This is a genomic window from Microbacterium sp. BDGP8 (genome assembly GCF_029991045.1).
Taxonomy (GTDB): domain Bacteria; phylum Actinomycetota; class Actinomycetes; order Actinomycetales; family Microbacteriaceae; genus Microbacterium; species Microbacterium plantarum.
The window spans coordinates 2,621,262-2,637,535 of record NZ_CP120712.1; the positions used below are offsets into that span (position 1 = coordinate 2,621,262).

The following is a 16,274-nucleotide window of genomic DNA, read 5'->3' on the forward strand; positions in this document are numbered from 1 at the left end:
TTACGCTGGCAGACGTGTCACGTCGTCTTCGCATCGCCTCCGTCAACGTCAACGGCATCCGCGCCGCCGCCCGCAAGGGAATGCACGAGTGGCTCGAGACCGCCGACGTCGACATCCTGACCCTCCAAGAGGTCCGCGCCCAGGCCTCCGACCTCGCCGCTGCCCTGCCGAACTGGCACTTCGTCTCCGACGAGGCGCTCGCGAAGGGGCGCGCAGGTGTCGCTATCGCCGCCCGCGAGCCCCTCGACGTCTGGCGCATCGAGCTCGGCGACGACGATCTCGACTCGAAGGGACGCTGGGTCGAGGCCGACATCGAGGTCGCGGGCGAGCATCTCACGGTCGTCAGCGCGTACGTCTTCACCGGCGAGGCCGACACCGAGAAGCAGGTCGCGAAGTACGCCTTCCTCGATGCGATGGAGAAGCGGATGCCGCAGCTCGGCGAACTCGCTGTCATCACCGGCGACCTGAACGTCGGCCACCGTGAGTTCGACATCCGCAACTGGCGCGGCAATCGCAAGAAGGCCGGCTTCCTCCCGCGCGAGCGGGCCTATTTCGACCGGTTCACCGCGCCCGCCGGCGTCGAGATCGACACCGTCGACGGCGAGCGGGGCACCGGCCTCGGGTGGGTCGACGTGGGACGTCGGTTCGCCGGCGAGGTCGACGGTCCCTACACGTGGTGGTCCAACCGCGGAAAGGCGTTCGACACCGACACCGGGTGGCGAATCGACTACCACCTCGCCACGCCGCAGCTCGCGGAGCGCGTCACCGACTACCGTGTCGTGCGCGCGCCGTCGTGGAACACCCGGTGGAGCGACCACGCCCCCGTCGTCGCCGACTACGTCTTCCCGGGCTGATCGAGGCGACGGGGCGACGGCCCGCGGGGCGACGCCCGTAGACTCTTCTGGTGACCAAGCCCCGCCTGTACTCCGGAATGCAGCCGTCCGCCGATTCGCTCCAGATCGGCAACTACATCGGGGCTCTCATGCAGTGGCGCGACCTGCAGGAGACCTACGACGCGTTCTTCTCCGTCGTCGACCTGCACGCCCTCACTCAGCCGAATGACCCCGCCGAGCTGCGGGCGAAGACCCGGCGCACCGCGGCGCAGTACATCGCGGCGGGCATCGAACCCTCGCGCTCGACGCTGTACGTGCAGTCGCACGTCCGCGCGCACGCCGAGCTCGCCTGGGTGCTCTCGACCATCACCGGGTTCGGCGAAGCCGGCCGGATGACGCAGTTCAAAGACAAGTCGCAGCGCTACGGCGCCGACGCCACCAACGTGGGGCTCTTCACCTACCCGGTGCTCATGGCCGCCGACATCCTGCTCTACCAGACCGACATCGTGCCCGTCGGCGACGACCAGAAGCAGCACGTCGAGCTGACGCGCACCCTGGCCGAGCGGTTCAACTCGCGCTACGGCGAGACGTTCCGCGTGCCGATGCCGGTCATCCAGCAGGACACCGCGCGCATCTACGACCTGCAGAACCCGACCTCGAAGATGTCGAAGTCCGCCGAGTCGGATGCCGGCGTGCTGTGGCTGCTCGACGACCCGAAGGTGTCGGCGAAGAAGGTCATGCGGGCCGTCACCGACTCCGAGGGCTCGGTTCGCTACGACCGCGAGAACAAGCCCGGCGTCTCGAACCTGCTCGTCATCTACGCCGCGCTGACGGGCCGCCAGATCCCCTCGATCGAGGACGAGTACGCCGGTCGCGGCTACGGCGACTTCAAGAAGGGACTGGCCGAGGTCGTCGTCTCCGAGTTCGGACCGGTCCGCGAGCGTGCCCTCGAGCTGCTCGACGACCCGGCCGAGCTCGACCGGGTGCTCGCGTCGAACGCCGCGCGCGCCGACGAGGTCGCCGACCGCACGCTCGCTGACGTCTACGACAAGTTGGGACTGCTGCGTCGTGTCTGACAACGAATCGACCGCGCCCGACGCCGGACTGTCCGCTGCGACCGACGGCAACCAGAACGCGGCGCCGGCGACCACCGCACCGGAGATGCCGGTCGAGCCCGCGCCCGAGCTGATCGAGGCGCTCGACGAGGCGGCGGCCGCATCGAAGGCCTCCCCCGCCGACGCCGCCGTGCAGGAGCGACTCTGGCGCGCCGCCTTCGCGCTCGACCGCTGGCTCTTCATCGCCCGCGGCTCCGACGACGAGCCCACCCCGTTCGCGCTGCGCTCGGACGAGGGCGCCGTGATCTTCGCGTTCTCCACCGCCGACCGCGCCCATGAAGCCGCCCTCGGTTTCGGCCTGCCCGAAGAGGAGGCATCGCGCCTCCTCGCCGTGCCGCTCCCGTCGGCCGCGGCGTGGGTCGCGTCCTACGCCGAGGCCGGCGTCGAAGCGATGGTCTTCGACGCACCCGGCAACGGTGCGATGGCTCCCCTGACGAACCTCGCCGCGATGGCGGTCTACATCTCGCAGAACCCCTCTGCCTGATCCCGGGACGGCCCCGTCCTCGCCGCTGGGGGGCCCGTCCGCTGCGGGCGGCCCCGTCCCGACCGGCGGGGCTGCCGGAACCCCCGTCGCCACCGACGGGCCTACCGGCACCGTCCTGCGGGGCAGCCGTCCCCGTCCTGCGGGGTAGCCGTCGCGTCGGCGCCCCATCTTCGAGCCGTCCCCGTCCCGTCAACAGGCTCAGCGCCCCACCCGAGCCCCTACGCCCGACCGCGAGCCGTTTCAGCCTGCGCACGGCACGCGGAACAGCAGGCATCCGCACTCCGGTCGCCCGGTCGGCGCGTCGAGCGAGACCTGTCGACCCACCGAGCGAGAACCGCCCCACGGGCCGGGCGGGCCGGAGAACAGCCCTGTCTTCGCGTCATCTCCCCGTCAACAGGCTCAGCGCCCCACCCAAGCCCCTACGCCCCACCGCGAGCCGTTTCAGCCTGCGCACGGCACGCAGAGCAGCAGGCATCCGCTGGTAGAAGCGTCAGCGCACGCGAGCCGGCCGCACACCGGATGCGAGAACGCCGCGCACGGCTTCGAGGACCCGATCGGGTCGCCACATGATGTCCGCCGCCATCGGTCGTAGCGTCAGGTAGCCGAGGGCTGCGGCCGCGAGGTCGCGCGCGCTGTCTCGTCGGCGCGCGTCGAGCCCGGAATGATGAGCATCGCTGTCGCACTCCACGATCAACCAACCATCGACGAGCAGATCGACTCGTCCGACTCCAGGTATGCGCACCTGCACCTCGACCGTCTTGGCGATTCCGCGCAGGAGGAGCCGCATGAGCGTCTCTGGTCCGGATTCGGCCCGCCCGTCAATCAGACGCCGGATCGGGCGGTATCGGAGAGGCAGGGCCGCAAAGACGCTGTCGAGATCCGCGGCCTGGAGAAGCCCGAGATGAAGCGCGCTGTCGAGCGTCGCGACGGCAGCTCGGGGTGACTGGCACTGCACCGCGCGGACCAGCGCGTCGATGATGCTCGAGCACGCGAACCATCTGGGGCGCGGAGCGATGGGAGGTGTCCAATGCAGCACCGACTTCGACCCCGCGAGGGTCTCGCGCGTCGGCACGCGCGAGGCCGTCCGCGGTAGCTGCACATGCGGCCCGGCCGGCTCGAGGACGAACACCCCGAGAAGGCGCAACAGGCTCACACAGGTGAGACGACCGCCGAGCGAGACCGCGACGACGACGGTTGGTGGCGCATCCGCGACGAGGTACGAGCCCCGCAGGGGCCTCACAAGTCGCCCGGCGGAGACGGCATCCGCGATGTCGCGCTTGCGGAGACCACCCGCGCGCAGATCGGATGTCGACCAACGACGCAACTCCATGATCTCTGCGGGAAGCCAGGCTGACGAGGCGTGAGGGTCCATGCCGACACGGTGTCGTCCGTGGTCCCGTGCATGGCCTGCGCAGGAGGAAATTGTGAACAGCCAGACTCGCCCGCTGCCTGTGCGGAAGTCGCTGATCCGTGCCACCGACAGGCTCAGGCGCCGCGTTCCGCGCGATGAGAGGCGCCATGGCGCCGCCAGCCTGTTGACGGCACGGCTGGACGCCGCCTGGCACGCACACGACGAGGAGTCCTCCGTCCCGGCGCGGGATGTCGGCTGACCGGAGCTCGATCCCCGGAACAGCTGAAACGCGTGCCGTCAACAGGCTGAGAGCGGGCCCCGGGGGCGCGAGGCACGGCGACACCGGGCTGAGCCTGTTCGCGGCACCGCGACGAAGGCTGGGCACGACCCGAACCGGCCGGCCCGCCTCGGTAGGGTCGGGGGATGGAACCGGTGACCCTCCGAACCGCGCGGCTCGAGCTGTCGATGCCCACTCTCGACGACGTCGACGCGATCACCGCGGCGGCGCAGGATCCCGAGGTCCCGCGCTGGACCACCGTGCCCTCTCCCTACACGCGCGAGCACGCCGAGGAGTTCATCGCGAAGGCTGCGGCCTGGTGGGACGAGCAGTCCGAGCTGACGTGGGGCATCCGCCGGGACGGCCAGTGGATCGGCATGATCGGCCTGCACCGCGTGAGCCCGGAAGGTGCCGCGGAGATCGGGTTCTGGATGAGCGTATCGGCGCGCGGGCACGGCTACCTGAGCGAGGCAGCCCGCGCGGTCATCGACTTCGGCTTCGCCGAGCCGCTGTCGCTCGCGCGCATCGAATGGCGGGCGATCGTCGGCAACGTCGCATCGGCGCGCACCGCGCGCAGCCTCGGCTTCCGGTACGAAGGGATGCTGCGGCGCGGGCTCCCGCACCGCGACGCCCGCCACGACGGCTGGATCGCCGGCATCCTGCCCGACGACGACCGCGCGCCGCAGCCCTGGCCGATCCTCGCCGACTGAACCACGCCTGAACCAGGCCGCGGTCCGGGCGCAAGCCCGTGCCGCGTGGGGGTGGTGCGTGCCAGGATGACGCCATGCCCGAGATGCCGGAAGTGCAGGGACTCGTCGACTACCTCGGCGGTCGCCTCGCCGGACGCCGCATCACGAAAGCCCGGGTCAGCGCGATCTCCGCGCTGAAGACGTACGACCCGCCGATCGAGACGCTCGAGGGCGCGACGGTGACCGCTGCATCCCGTCACGGCAAGTTCGTCGACCTGGCCACCGACGGCGGCACGCACCTGGTCTTCCACCTCGCCAAGGCGGGGTGGCTGCGCTGGTACGACGCGCTGCCGTCGACCGTCATCCGCCCCGGCAAGACCCCGATCGCGCTCCGCGTCGGCTTCGACGACGACTCGGGGTTCGATCTGACCGAGGCCGGCACGAAGAAGTCGCTCGCGGTCTACGTCGTCCGTGATCCGGCCGAGGTGCCGGGCATCGCCCGGCTCGGTCCCGACCCGCTGGATCCCTCGTTCGACCGCGACACCCTGGCGGGCCTGCTGGCGGGCCGCCGCACCCAGATCAAGGGTGTGCTGCGCGATCAGTCCATCGTCGCGGGGATCGGCAACGCGTACTCCGACGAGATCCTCCACGCGGCGAAGATGTCGCCCTACGCGCTGGCCGCGAATCTGGACGACGCGGAGGTCGACCGGCTCTACACCGCACTCAGCGCGACGCTGGCCGAGGCCGTCGCCGCGGCATCGGGCAAGCCTCCTGCCGACCTGAAGGACGCCAAACGCCGCGGGATGCGGGTGCATGGGCGCCGCGGCGAGGCGTGCCCGGTCTGCGGCGATGAGGTGCGCAGCGTCTTCTTCGCCGACAACAGCCTGGAGTACTGCCCGACGTGCCAGACCGGCGGCAAGCTGCTCGCGGATCGCCGACTCTCCCGCCTGCTCAAGTGACGGCGGAAGTCGGGAATGCCGCAGGCAGCGCCGCGTTGAGTACGATCGGAGTATTGAACGTGCTCCGGGGTCGGTGAGAATCCGAACCGGCGGTGAGAGTCCGCGACCCTCAAGGCCCTCGGGCCGAGAGGTTGATCCGGTGGAATTCCGGGACCGACGGTGATGCGACGCGAGTCGCTAGTCCGGATGAGAGGAAGCACGGCAGCGTTCGCGCTGCGCGCGCCCGCCCGCGTCCCCGGAGACTGACCGAAGGACGAAGGATGCCGGGCACCACCGACCGCGAGATCGCCGCGATGCGTCGCGCTTTCGAGCTCGCCGGCAACGGTCCGCGCGGGCTGAACCCGCAGGTCGGCGCCGTGCTCCTGGCACCCGACGGGTCCGTGCTCGCCGAGGGCTGGCACCGTGGCGCGGGCACTCCCCACGCCGAGGTCGACGCTCTCACTCAGCTCTCCGCCGGCGCGGCCCGCGGCGCCACCGCCGTGGTGAGCCTCGAGCCCTGCAACCACACCGGCCGCACCGGCCCGTGCGCGCTCGCGCTCATCGAGGCCGGCGTGGCGCGGGTGGTCTACTCCGCGTCCGACCCGGGCGACGCATCGGCCGGCGGCGCGCAGCGCCTGCGTGATGCCGGGGTCGACGTCGTCGGCGGGGTGCTCGCCGACGACGGTCACGCGCTCATCCACGACTGGCTCACCGTGCAGCGCCTCGGCCGGCCGCACGTCACCGTGAAGTGGGCGCAGTCGCTCGACGGTCGCGCCGCGGCACCCGACGGCACGAGCCAGTGGATCACCGGCCCCGCCGCACGAGCAGACGTCCACCGCCGGCGCAGCGAGGCCGACGCCATCGTCGTGGGCACGGGCACCCTGCTCTCCGACGATCCCGCCCTGACGGCGCGGCGTCCCGACGGCACTCTCTACGAGCGGCAGCCGATGCCCGTCGTCCTCGGTCAGCGTGCCGTGCCCGACGACGCGCTCGTGCGTCGACACCCGCTGCCCCTCCTGCACCGCGACGGCGAGAACCTCGGCGGCGAGAGCGCGAACGAGCCCTCGCTGATGACGCAGTTGCGTGAGCTCGGGGTGCAGCGCGTCTTCGTCGAGGGCGGCCCGACCATTGCCAGCGCCTTCATTCGGGCAGGACTCGCCGACGAGATCCTCGCCTACATCGCCCCGACCCTCATCGGCTCCGGCACGGTCGGCGACGACCGCCCGGCGCTGCGTTCGCTCGACGTCGAGACGATCACCGACCAGCGACGTCTGCGCGTGCGCTCGGTCGAGACCCTGGGCGACGACCTGCTGATCGTCGCCTCCCCCGCGCCCCCGACATCCCCGTCCGAAGGAGACGCCTGATGTTCACCGGAATCATCGAAGAGATCGGCGAGGTCGTCGCCGTCGAGCCGTCGGGCGACGGCGTGCGGATCACCGTGCGCGCGCCGAAGGCGGTGTCGGATGCCGGCCACGGCGACTCGATCGCCGTCAGCGGTGTCTGCCTCACGGTGGTCGACCAGGGCGACGACTGGTTCACGGCAGACGTCATGCGCCAGACCCTCGACGTGTCGAGCCTCACCGGGATCGAGCCGGGCCGGGCCGTCAACCTCGAACGCGCGCTCGCGGCGCACACCCGGCTGGGCGGGCACATCGTGCAGGGACACGTCGATGGACTCGGCCACGTCCTGGAGGTGCGCCCCGGCGAGCAGTGGCGCGTCCTGCGCATCTCCGTGCCCGCCGACCTCGCCCCGCTCGTCGTGGACAAGGGGTCGATCACGGTCGACGGCGTCTCCCTGACCGTCAGCGCCGTGAGCGCCGCCCACGTCGCGGAGGCCTGGCTCGAGGTCTCCCTCATCCCCGAGACGCTCGCCGCGACGACCCTCGGCGACCGGATCGCCGGCGACGCGGTCAACCTCGAGACCGACATCCTCGCCCGACACGTCCAGCGGTTGCTGGCATTCACCACCCTCTCGAACGAAGGAGGCTCCCGATGAGCCTTTCTCCCCTCTCCGAGGCGCTCGACGCGCTGCGGGCCGGAAAGCCGATCATCGTCGCCGACGATGAGAACCGCGAGAACGAAGGCGACGTCATCCTGTCGGCCGCGCTCGCCACACCCGAGTGGATCGCGTGGACGGTCCGTCACTCGAGCGGTTTCATCTGCGCGCCGATGCCCGCCGAGTGGGCCGACCGGCTGGATCTCCCGCCGATGGTCGAGACGAACGAGGATGCCCGCGGCACCGCCTACACCGTCTCGGTCGACGCCGCCGACGGCGTGACCACCGGCATCAGCGCGGCCGATCGCGCCCGCACCCTCACGGTGCTCGCCGATCCCGCGTCGACGCCGGGCAGCGTCATCCGTCCGGGCCACATCCTGCCTTTGCGCGCCGTCGAGGGCGGTGTGCGCGAGCGCAGCGGTCACACCGAAGCGGCGGTCGAGCTGATGCAGCTCGCCGGTCTCGAGCCGGTCGGCGCGATCGCCGAGATCGTCGCGGACGACGGCTCGATGATGCGGATGCCGGGCCTGCTCGAGCTCGGCGAGCGCGACGGCATCCCGGTCATCACGATCGAGCAGCTCATCGCGCACCTCGACGAGACCGACCCGCGTCCCGCCGGCGGCGCCGCTTCGAACCGGCGCCGCGTGAGCCTGCGTGCCGAGGCGCAGGTGCCGACGTCGCACGGCACGTTCCGCTTCCTCGCGTACAAGGACCGCGTCACCGGCACCGACCACATCGCCGTCGTCTCGGGCGACCTCGCAGATGCCGCCCCACTCGTGCGTGTGCACTCGGAGTGCCTCACGGGCGAGGCGTTCGGCTCGCTCAAGTGCGAGTGCGGCCCGCAACTCGATGCCGCCCTCGACGCGATCGACCGCGACGGCGGGATCGTCATCTACATGCGCGGTCATGAGGGTCGCGGCATCGGGCTGATCAACAAGCTCCGCGCCTACCAGCTGCAGGAGCGCGGGCTCGACACCCTCGACGCGAATCTCGCGCTCGGGCTTCCCGCCGACGCCCGCGACTACGCCGCGGCGGCCGGCATCCTCGCCGATCTCGGCGTGGGCAGCATCCGCCTGCTGACGAACAACTCCGACAAGGTGTCGCAGCTGCGCGCGCTCGGCCTCGACATCGCCGAGCAGGTTCCGCTGCTCGTCGGCGTGGGCGCCAACAACCACCAGTACCTCGCCACGAAGCGCGACCGCATGGGCCACATCATCGACGACGCCGAGCTGAGCGCGGCGCTCGCCCGCGGCACCGTGGCGGCCCCCGCGGACGAGACCACCGACCCTCGACAGAACTCGGAGAACATCGCATGAGCGGACACGGCGCTCCCGAACGCCAGAACATCGACGCGGGCGACCTGAAGGTCGTCGTCGTCGCCGGCCAGTGGCACGACGTCATCACCGACGGACTCATCGCCGGCGCCGAGCGCGTGCTCGAGGAGTCGGGTGCGGCCTGGCGGCTCGTGCGCGTGCCGGGATCGTTCGAGCTCCCGGTCGTGGCGAAGGCCGCGCTCGATTCCGGAGCGGATGCCGTCGTCGCCCTCGGCGTCATCATCCGCGGCGGAACGCCCCACTTCGACTTCGTGTCGTCGGCGGCCACCGACGGGCTGACGCGCGTCGCGATCGACACGGGCAAGCCGGTCGGTTTCGGCGTGCTCACCCTCGACGACGAGCAGCAGGGCATCGACCGGGCGGGTCTGCCCGGCTCGAAGGAGGACAAGGGCGCGGAGGCGGCGGATGCTGCACTGCGCACGGCGCTGACGCTGCGCTCGCTTCGCGGCTGACACTGTGTCGGCACCCCATACCTTCAGCTAGGCTGAGGGTATGGAAACCCTCCGCGGAATCGTCCTCGTCGTCCACCTCATCGGTTTCGCCACGCTCTTCGGCGCCTGGCTCGTCGAAGCCCTCGGCGCCCGCCGCATCACGCGGGTCATGAGCTACGGCCTCCTCGTCGCCGGTGTCGCCGGGCTCGCCCTGGCAGCACCGTGGGGAACCGACCACGAGTTCAACTACGTCAAGATCACCGTCAAGCTCGTCATCCTGCTCGTGATCGGTGCGCTGCTGGGCATCGGCTCGGCCCGCCAGAAGCGCACCCAGGCGGTTCCCGCCGCCATCTTCTGGCTGATCGGAATCGGCACGGTGGCCAACGTCGCGATCGCGGTGCTCTGGCGCTGACACCCCCGGACTGCGGTCCACCACGCGCGGATGCCGCGTCTCGGAACACCGGGTCGCGGCATCCGCCGTAGAATGGACGATCGTGCGTCGCCGACACCGTCGACGCCGCCGGTGATCCCCGCGTCGAACGTCCGCCGCACCACCCCGCCTCGGACGTCCGCCCACCGGCACGCTCCCACGAGGGCGCTCACCCGTTCTCCCAGACAGGCATCACACCGCACATGTCATCCGCCACCGCGGCTCCCACCGCGCCCGCGAACCCCCGTTCCCGCGTCATCACCGCCAGCCTCGTCGGCACCACGATCGAGTTCTACGACTTCTACGTCTACGCGACCGCGGCGGTCCTGGTCTTCCCGATCCTCTTCTTCCCGAGCGACGACGACACCGCGTCGCTCCTCGCCTCGTTCGCGGTCTTCGGCGCCGCGATGATCGCGCGTCCCATCGGCGCCGTCGTCTTCGGCCACTTCGGCGACAAGTTCGGCCGCAAGGCGACCCTCGTCGCCTCGCTCCTCACGATGGGCATCGCGACGATCCTCATCGGATGCCTCCCCACCTTCAACGACATCGGCTGGTGGGCGGCGCTGCTGCTCCTCGTGCTGCGTCTCGCGCAGGGCTTCGCCCTCGGCGGCGAATGGTCGGGAGCGGCGCTCGTCGCCACCGAGAACGCCCCGAAGGGCAAGCGCGCCTGGTACGGCACCTTCCCCCAACTGGGCGCGCCGATCGGTTTCATCATCGCGAACTCGGTCTTCCTCGTGATCTACTTCGCGCTGCCGCACCCCGACGGCCCGGCCCAGCGTTCCGAAGAGTTCCTCGCCTGGGGCTGGCGCGTGCCGTTCCTGTTCTCCGCCGTCATGGTCATCGTCGGCCTGTGGGTGCGCCTCAAGCTCGTCGAGAGCGAGACGTTCTCGAAGGCGGAGAAGACCGGCGCCATCCGCAAGTTCCCGCTCGGATCCGTCATCCGCGGACACTGGCGCGCGCTGATCCTCGGCACCTTCATCATGCTCGCGACCTACGTGCTCTTCTACCTGATGACGAGCTTCACCCTCGCGTACGGCACCAAGCCGACCCTCGAGACCGCGCAGGCGACCGCCGAGGCATCGGGCGCGGCCTTCGACGCGGCGGCCTACGTTCCGGGCCTCGGGTTCGGGTTCACCGACTTCGTCATCATGCAGATCGTCGGCGTGATCTTCTTCGGCATCTTCACGCTGCTGTCGGGCCCCGTCGCCGACTCGATCGGCCGCCGCAAGCTGCTGCTGTGGGTCACCGGCGTCATCGCGGTGTTCGGCCTGCTGTTCGCGGTCTTCCTCGCACCGCAGCTCGACCCGAAGTTCACCGGGGCGCTCGTCCAGGCGTTCCTCGTGCTCGGCTTCATGCTCATGGGCGCGACGTTCGGCCCGATGGGCGCGCTGCTCCCCGAGCTGTTCCCGACCAACGTTCGCTACACCGGCTCGGCCATCTCTTACAACGTGGCGTCGATCCTCGGTGCCGCCGTCGCGCCCAGCATCGCGACGACCCTGTGGGCGCTCGCTGGCGGCTCGACCTGGCTCGTCGGCGTGTACCTCACGGCCTCCGCCGTGCTCACCTTCATCGCCCTGTGGCTGTCGAAGGAGACCAAGGACTCCGAGTACGACGCGAACATCGGCGAGGCGGCAGCCACACGCTGATCCCCGCCTCGGACGACGGATGCCGCGGGCCCTCGGGCTCGCGGCATCCGTCGTCTCTGCGCGGTCGCGGCGCGTCAGTCGAGGAACAGGGCGCGCAGCCGCTTGGTCGTGAATACGAGACCGAGCGCGATCATCACGACGAAGTAGAGCACGTGCCACAGCATTCCGGCGGAGAGGATGCCGGTTGTCAGCCCGCGGATCAGCTCGACGCCGTGCCACAGCGGCAGCGCCTGCACGATCACCTGCACCCACTCGGGATAGACCGTGATCGGGTAGAAGGTCGCCGAGAACAGGAACATCGGCAGCAGCACGAAGTTGATCCAGTCCATGTGCTGGAAGGTCTTCATGTAGCTCGTGACGGCCATGCCGATGCTCGCGAACCCGAAGGCGATGAGCAGCACCGCCGGGAGGGCGAGCACGGCGGTCCATGCGAGGTTCAGCCCCAGCACCTGCATGATGATCATGAAGCCGGTGGCGTAGACGAGACCGCGAAGCAGCGCGTACAGGATCTCACCGAGGGCGACGTCGAGCGGCCCGAGCGAGGTCGACAGCATCCCCTCGTAGAGCTTGCCGTAGTTGAGCTTGAAGAAGACGTTCCACGTCGAGTCGTACACGGCACCGTTCATCGCCGAGACCGCGAGCAGCGCGGGAGCGATGTACGCCGCGTACGGGACCTCGGCTCCCGACGAGGTCTCGACCTCGCCGATGAGGGCGCCGAGCCCGATGCCGAGAGACGCGAGATAGAACACGGGCTCGAAGAAGCCCGAGAGCACGACGATCCAGCTCGACGAACGAGCCGCGATGAGACCGCGCTGCACGACCGCGCCCGGGTTGCCGGCCCACAGTGCGCGTACGCCCCCGCGGCGGCCCGTCGGCGTCTCCGGCGCGATCACGGCGCTCATTTCGCGAGCCTCTCGATGAAGACACGGCGGCCCCAGAGGTAGCCGACGGCGGCGAGTGCGAGCAGGTAGAGCACGTGCACGGCGATCATCCCGACGCCGATGTCGGCCCCGTAGGTCGCCGCGCGCCCCAGCTCGGCGCCGTGCCACAGGGGCGAGATCCACGCGATCCACTGCAGGCCGACCGGAAGTGTCTCCACGGGGTAGAAGGTGCCCGAGAAGAGGAACATCGGCATGAAGATGAAGCGCTGCACGAGGGCGAACTGCCCCTTGTCGTCTTGGATGGAGCCCGCATACGCCATGAGCGGGATGCCGAAGGCGATACCGGCCGCGACACCGGCGAGGATCGACAGCCAGCCCGTCGCGGGGTTCGGGACAGCGCCGAACGGCAGCAGCCAGATGAAGAGGTAGTAAGCACCGACGGCGACGATCATCCGCGCCGTCGCACCGATGATGACACCGTTCGCGATCTGCGGGCTCGACAGCGCCGACGCGTTGAATCCGTAGAAGTAGCGGCGCCACTTGAAGCCCGCCATCACCGGATAGGTCATCTCCTCGGAGGCCACGGCGATCGCGGCGGTGACGAGCAGCGCCGGCGCGACGAACGGGAGATAGCCGACCTCCTGGCCGTGGGAGGAGATCGGCGCGGTGATGAGCGCCGCGAGCCCGACGGCCAGCCCGAGCAGATACATGATCGGCTGCCCGACCGCGCCGACGACGATCGTCCAGCCGTAGGCGCGCATCGCACGGACCATGTGCTCGGCGACGTACCAGGTGCCGTAGCGCCGGGGCTTGCGCCCACCGGCCATCGCCTCGGCCCGGAGATCGTCGAGCGTGGGGTGCGCGGTCTGGGTGCTCATTCGATCAGCGACCGTCCGGTCAGGCGCAGGAAGACGTCTTCGAGGCTCGATCGGCGCACAAGGCTCGTCAACGGCGTGAGCCCCACCGCCGAGACACGCTCGAGAGCCGCCTCACCGTCGTGGGCGTAGACGAGGATGCGGTCGGGCAGCACCTCGACGCGGTCGCCGATGCCCCGCAGCTGAGCGGCCGCGGACTCGTTGCGGTCGGACCCGAAGCGCACCTCGAGGACTTCACGGCTCGAGTGCTCGCGGATGAGCGAGGCCGGCGTGCCCTCGGCCATGATCCGGCCCTTGTCGACCACGATGAGCCGGTCGCACAGCTGCTCGGCCTCGTCCATGTAATGCGTCGTGAGCACGAGCGTCGTGCCGCGCTCCTTCAGACGGAACAGCCGGTCCCACAGCACGTGGCGGGCCTGGGGGTCGAGGCCCGTCGTCGGTTCGTCGAGCAGCAGGATGCGCGGGTCGTTGATGAGGCCGCGCGCGATCGTGAGGCGCCGCTTCATGCCGCCCGACAGCTGATCGACCTTGTTCTTCGCCTTGTCTTCGAGCTGCGCGAACGCGAGCAGCTCGTCGGCCTTCTCGTGGCAGACCTTGCCCGGAAGACCGAAGTACCGCCCGTAGATGTAGAGGTTCTCGCGGGCGTTCAGCTCGCCGTCGAGGTTGTCCTGCTGGGGCACCACCCCGAGCCGGGATCGGATCTCGGGGCCGTAGCGATCGGGATCGAGCCCGAGGATCTGCAGGTCGCCGCCGCTGCGGGTGGACACCGCGCCGATCATCTTCATCGTGGTCGACTTTCCCGCGCCGTTCGGGCCGAGCAGCCCGAAGGACTCTCCGGGCGCCACCTCGAACGACAGGTCGTCGACGGCGACGAAGTCGGGCTTGCTCTTCACGGCATAGGTCTTGCGCAGCCCACGGGCGGAGATGACGGATTCTGGCACGCGACAACACTAGCGACGACGTCCGACGACGACCGGGGCCGCGGTGCGCGAGAATCGCACGCATGGACCGCATCCTCACCACTGCCGCTGAACTCCGGACCGCCATCGGGGCGGGCCGCTACCCCGACGGCGGCCCCGTGCGGGTGCTCGACGTAAGGTGGTGGCTCGACCGCCCCGACGGACGCCCGGCGTTCCGCGCGGGCCACATCCCCGGCGCGCGCTACGCCGACCTCGACACCCAGCTCGCCGAGCACGGCGAGCCGACGGAGGGCCGGCATCCGCTGCCCTCCCCCGAGACGCTGCAGGCCGCCGTGCGCGACTGGGGCATCGACGAGGGCGACACCGTCGTGGTCTACGACGATGTCGCCAACCTGGCGAGCGGCCGCGCCTGGTGGGTGCTGCGGGATGCCGGTATCGCCGACGTCCGGGTGCTCGACGGCGCCCTCGCCGCCTGGATCGACGCGGGGTTCGACCTCGAGGAGGGCGACGCGGCAGACGTGCGTCCGGGTACCGCGGTCGTCTCGCCCGGCGAGTTACCGGTGCTCGGGATCGACGACGTCCTCGATCAGGCCCGCACCGGCCTGCTGCTCGACGCCCGCGCCGGCGAACGGTTCCGCGGCGAGGTCGAGCCGATGGACCCGCGCGCCGGCCACATCCCGGGCGCGGTGTCCGCGCCGACGACGCAGAACAACGATGAGTCGGGGCGGTTCCGGTGCTCGGATGAGCTGCGCGAACGGTTCGCAGCGCTGGGCGCAGAACCCGGCGCGACGGTCGGCGTCTACTGCGGCTCGGGCGTCAGCGCCGCGCACGAGGCCATCGCCCTCAGCCTCGCGGGATACCGGCCGGTGCTCTACCCCGGCTCGTGGAGCCAGTGGTCGCAGCATCCCGATCGACCCATCGCGACGGGCGCCTGACGGCTTGGACTCGGCGGTCGCCGCTACCCTGTCGACATGACGACCGCCACCGCAGACCTCTATGACGAACGCGGCGACGAGCTCGACTCGCTCGGCGTCCAGTTCCTCGACCTCGGCGGCCGGACCTCCTTCGCGGGACCGATCCGCACCGTGCGCTGTCATCGCGACAACGCGCTCGTGAAGCGCGTGCTCGCGACGCCGGGCGGCGGCGCCGTGCTCGTCGTCGACGGCGGCGGATCGCTCGAGTCGGCTCTCGTGGGCGACCTGATCGCCGCGTCGGCGGTCGAGAACGGCTGGGCGGGCATCATCGTGAACGGGGTGATCCGCGATCGTGTCGCGATCGCGTCGCTCGACCTCGGCGTCAAGGCGCTCGGCTCGAACCCCCGCAAGAGCGCGAAGGACGGCCGCGGCGAGGTCGACGTTCCGGTCACCATCGGCGGCGTGGTCTTCACGCCGGGCCGACACGTCTGGGCCGACGCCGACGGCGTTCTCGTCGAGCGCTGAGGGGCTAAGCAGTCCGCTCCAGCGAGAGCGCGTAGATGGTGGGGTCGCCGGCGAGGTCCATGGTGACGCTCACGCCCGGCTGCTCGACGGTCACGTCGAAGGCGATCGTGCTGTTGTCGCACGTCACGGGATCGCCCGATGACGCGCTGTCGATCGGGCCCGCGGTCACCGTGATCGTGCCGGCACCGCGGCACGCGACCTGCGCCTGGTACGTCCCGGCGGGGAGCGACGAGAACTGCGACGTCTGGTGTGCGGACGTGTGCTGGCTCAGCCACCCCGACAGCGTCCCCATGCCGGTGGTGTCCGAAGACCGGGGCACCGCTGTCTTGGCCCAGTCCGCGATCTCATCGACCGGCAGGGGCAACTGCTGCTCGTCGGTGCGCGCGTCGGATGTCGGGGTGGGAGATGGCGTGGAACCGACGGATGCCGACGGCTCTGCCGCTTCGCCGTCCGCCACCGGGCCGGTACAGCCGGCGAGCGTGAGCACGACGAACGCGGCCGCGGCGAGCGGTGCCGCCTGACGTTTCGTGATCGAACGCATCCGGGCACTCTTCCATCGATACCGCGGACGGACAACCACCCTCGATGAAAGAAGTACGGTCGAAGGAGAGAGCTTCGCCGAACCGAGGGAACCG

At 70.4% G+C, this 16,274-nt stretch carries 18 protein-coding genes; 13 read left to right on the plus strand and 5 right to left on the minus strand.

Annotation, left to right across the window (positions count from 1 at the left end; all coding sequences use genetic code 11):
• Positions 1-14 precede the first annotated feature (14 nt).
• The 3 genes from P6897_RS12705 to P6897_RS12715 all read left to right on the plus strand — a co-directional run bounded on the left by P6897_RS12705 (position 15) and on the right by P6897_RS12715 (position 2,432).
• A complete protein-coding gene (locus tag P6897_RS12705) occupies positions 15-854 on the plus strand; it encodes an exodeoxyribonuclease III (protein ID WP_282501400.1) in 840 nt (279 codons plus the stop codon).
• A gap of 77 nt (positions 855-931) precedes the next feature.
• The gene (gene trpS / locus P6897_RS12710) at positions 932-1,909 is read left to right on the plus strand and encodes a tryptophan--tRNA ligase (RefSeq protein WP_240309748.1); all 978 of its coding nucleotides are present in this window, start codon (positions 932-934) and stop codon (positions 1,907-1,909) included.
• The gene (locus P6897_RS12715; RefSeq protein ID WP_274178923.1) at positions 1,902-2,432 is read left to right on the plus strand and encodes a hypothetical protein; all 531 of its coding nucleotides are present in this window, start codon (positions 1,902-1,904) and stop codon (positions 2,430-2,432) included. Before trpS ends, P6897_RS12715 begins: the two co-directional genes overlap by 8 nt.
• Before the next feature lie 490 nt (positions 2,433-2,922).
• On the opposite strand, the gene P6897_RS12720 is transcribed toward P6897_RS12715, so the two are convergent.
• Positions 2,923-3,804 carry a hypothetical protein gene (locus tag P6897_RS12720; RefSeq protein ID WP_274178924.1) on the minus strand — a complete coding sequence of 294 codons (882 nt, stop codon included), beginning with the start codon at positions 3,802-3,804 and terminating at the stop codon, positions 2,923-2,925.
• Between the two features lie 402 nt (positions 3,805-4,206).
• On the opposite strand from P6897_RS12720, the gene P6897_RS12725 reads away from it, so the two are divergent.
• The 8 genes from P6897_RS12725 to P6897_RS12760 all read left to right on the plus strand — a co-directional run bounded on the left by P6897_RS12725 (position 4,207) and on the right by P6897_RS12760 (position 11,524).
• On the plus strand, positions 4,207-4,770 hold the full coding sequence (locus P6897_RS12725) for a GNAT family N-acetyltransferase (RefSeq protein WP_112617420.1): 564 nt from the start codon (positions 4,207-4,209) through the stop codon (positions 4,768-4,770).
• 74 nt (positions 4,771-4,844) lie between these two features.
• The gene (locus P6897_RS12730) at positions 4,845-5,708 is read left to right on the plus strand and encodes a DNA-formamidopyrimidine glycosylase family protein (protein ID WP_269267896.1); all 864 of its coding nucleotides are present in this window, start codon (positions 4,845-4,847) and stop codon (positions 5,706-5,708) included.
• A gap of 260 nt (positions 5,709-5,968) precedes the next feature.
• A complete protein-coding gene (ribD, locus tag P6897_RS12735) occupies positions 5,969-7,051 on the plus strand; it encodes a bifunctional diaminohydroxyphosphoribosylaminopyrimidine deaminase/5-amino-6-(5-phosphoribosylamino)uracil reductase RibD (RefSeq protein WP_282501401.1) in 1,083 nt (360 codons plus the stop codon).
• Positions 7,051-7,683 carry a riboflavin synthase gene (locus P6897_RS12740; protein WP_112617423.1) on the plus strand — a complete coding sequence of 211 codons (633 nt, stop codon included), beginning with the start codon at positions 7,051-7,053 and terminating at the stop codon, positions 7,681-7,683. The genes ribD and P6897_RS12740 overlap by 1 nt, the downstream gene beginning before the upstream one ends.
• Positions 7,680-8,999 (plus strand): GTP cyclohydrolase II, encoded by a 1,320-nt coding sequence (gene ribA, locus P6897_RS12745; RefSeq protein ID WP_114588578.1) that lies wholly within the window; start codon positions 7,680-7,682, stop codon positions 8,997-8,999. The genes P6897_RS12740 and ribA overlap by 4 nt, the downstream gene beginning before the upstream one ends.
• Positions 8,996-9,469, plus strand: a complete 474-nt coding sequence (gene ribH, locus P6897_RS12750) for a 6,7-dimethyl-8-ribityllumazine synthase (RefSeq protein ID WP_274178927.1) — start codon at positions 8,996-8,998, stop codon at positions 9,467-9,469. The genes ribA and ribH overlap by 4 nt, the downstream gene beginning before the upstream one ends.
• A gap of 40 nt (positions 9,470-9,509) precedes the next feature.
• Positions 9,510-9,860 (plus strand): Fe-S protein, encoded by a 351-nt coding sequence (locus tag P6897_RS12755; protein ID WP_274178928.1) that lies wholly within the window; start codon positions 9,510-9,512, stop codon positions 9,858-9,860.
• A 221-nt stretch (positions 9,861-10,081) separates the two neighbouring features.
• Positions 10,082-11,524: an MFS transporter gene (locus P6897_RS12760; RefSeq protein ID WP_269267903.1), complete on the plus strand. Its 1,443-nt coding sequence runs from the start codon at positions 10,082-10,084 to the stop codon at positions 11,522-11,524.
• 74 nt (positions 11,525-11,598) lie between these two features.
• On the opposite strand, the gene P6897_RS12765 is transcribed toward P6897_RS12760, so the two are convergent.
• From P6897_RS12765 to P6897_RS12775, 3 genes are read right to left on the minus strand one after another with little or no spacing between them, the layout of a single operon-like run.
• A complete protein-coding gene (locus P6897_RS12765) occupies positions 11,599-12,426 on the minus strand; it encodes an ABC transporter permease (RefSeq protein WP_114588579.1) in 828 nt (275 codons plus the stop codon).
• Positions 12,423-13,283 carry an ABC transporter permease gene (locus P6897_RS12770; RefSeq protein WP_274178929.1) on the minus strand — a complete coding sequence of 287 codons (861 nt, stop codon included), beginning with the start codon at positions 13,281-13,283 and terminating at the stop codon, positions 12,423-12,425. Before P6897_RS12770 ends, P6897_RS12765 begins: the two co-directional genes overlap by 4 nt.
• Positions 13,280-14,221 carry an ABC transporter ATP-binding protein gene (locus P6897_RS12775; protein ID WP_274178930.1) on the minus strand — a complete coding sequence of 314 codons (942 nt, stop codon included), beginning with the start codon at positions 14,219-14,221 and terminating at the stop codon, positions 13,280-13,282. The genes P6897_RS12770 and P6897_RS12775 overlap by 4 nt, the downstream gene beginning before the upstream one ends.
• Before the next feature lie 62 nt (positions 14,222-14,283).
• On the opposite strand from P6897_RS12775, the gene P6897_RS12780 reads away from it, so the two are divergent.
• On the plus strand, positions 14,284-15,135 hold the full coding sequence (locus tag P6897_RS12780; RefSeq protein ID WP_274178931.1) for a sulfurtransferase: 852 nt from the start codon (positions 14,284-14,286) through the stop codon (positions 15,133-15,135).
• 36 nt (positions 15,136-15,171) lie between these two features.
• The gene (gene rraA / locus P6897_RS12785) at positions 15,172-15,639 is read left to right on the plus strand and encodes a ribonuclease E activity regulator RraA (RefSeq protein WP_274178932.1); all 468 of its coding nucleotides are present in this window, start codon (positions 15,172-15,174) and stop codon (positions 15,637-15,639) included.
• Positions 15,640-15,643: 4 nt separating this feature from the next.
• On the opposite strand, the gene P6897_RS12790 is transcribed toward rraA, so the two are convergent.
• Complete coding sequence (locus P6897_RS12790; RefSeq protein WP_274178933.1) at positions 15,644-16,180, minus strand: hypothetical protein; 537 nt, start codon at positions 16,178-16,180, stop codon at positions 15,644-15,646.
• Positions 16,181-16,274: the final 94 nt, after the last annotated feature.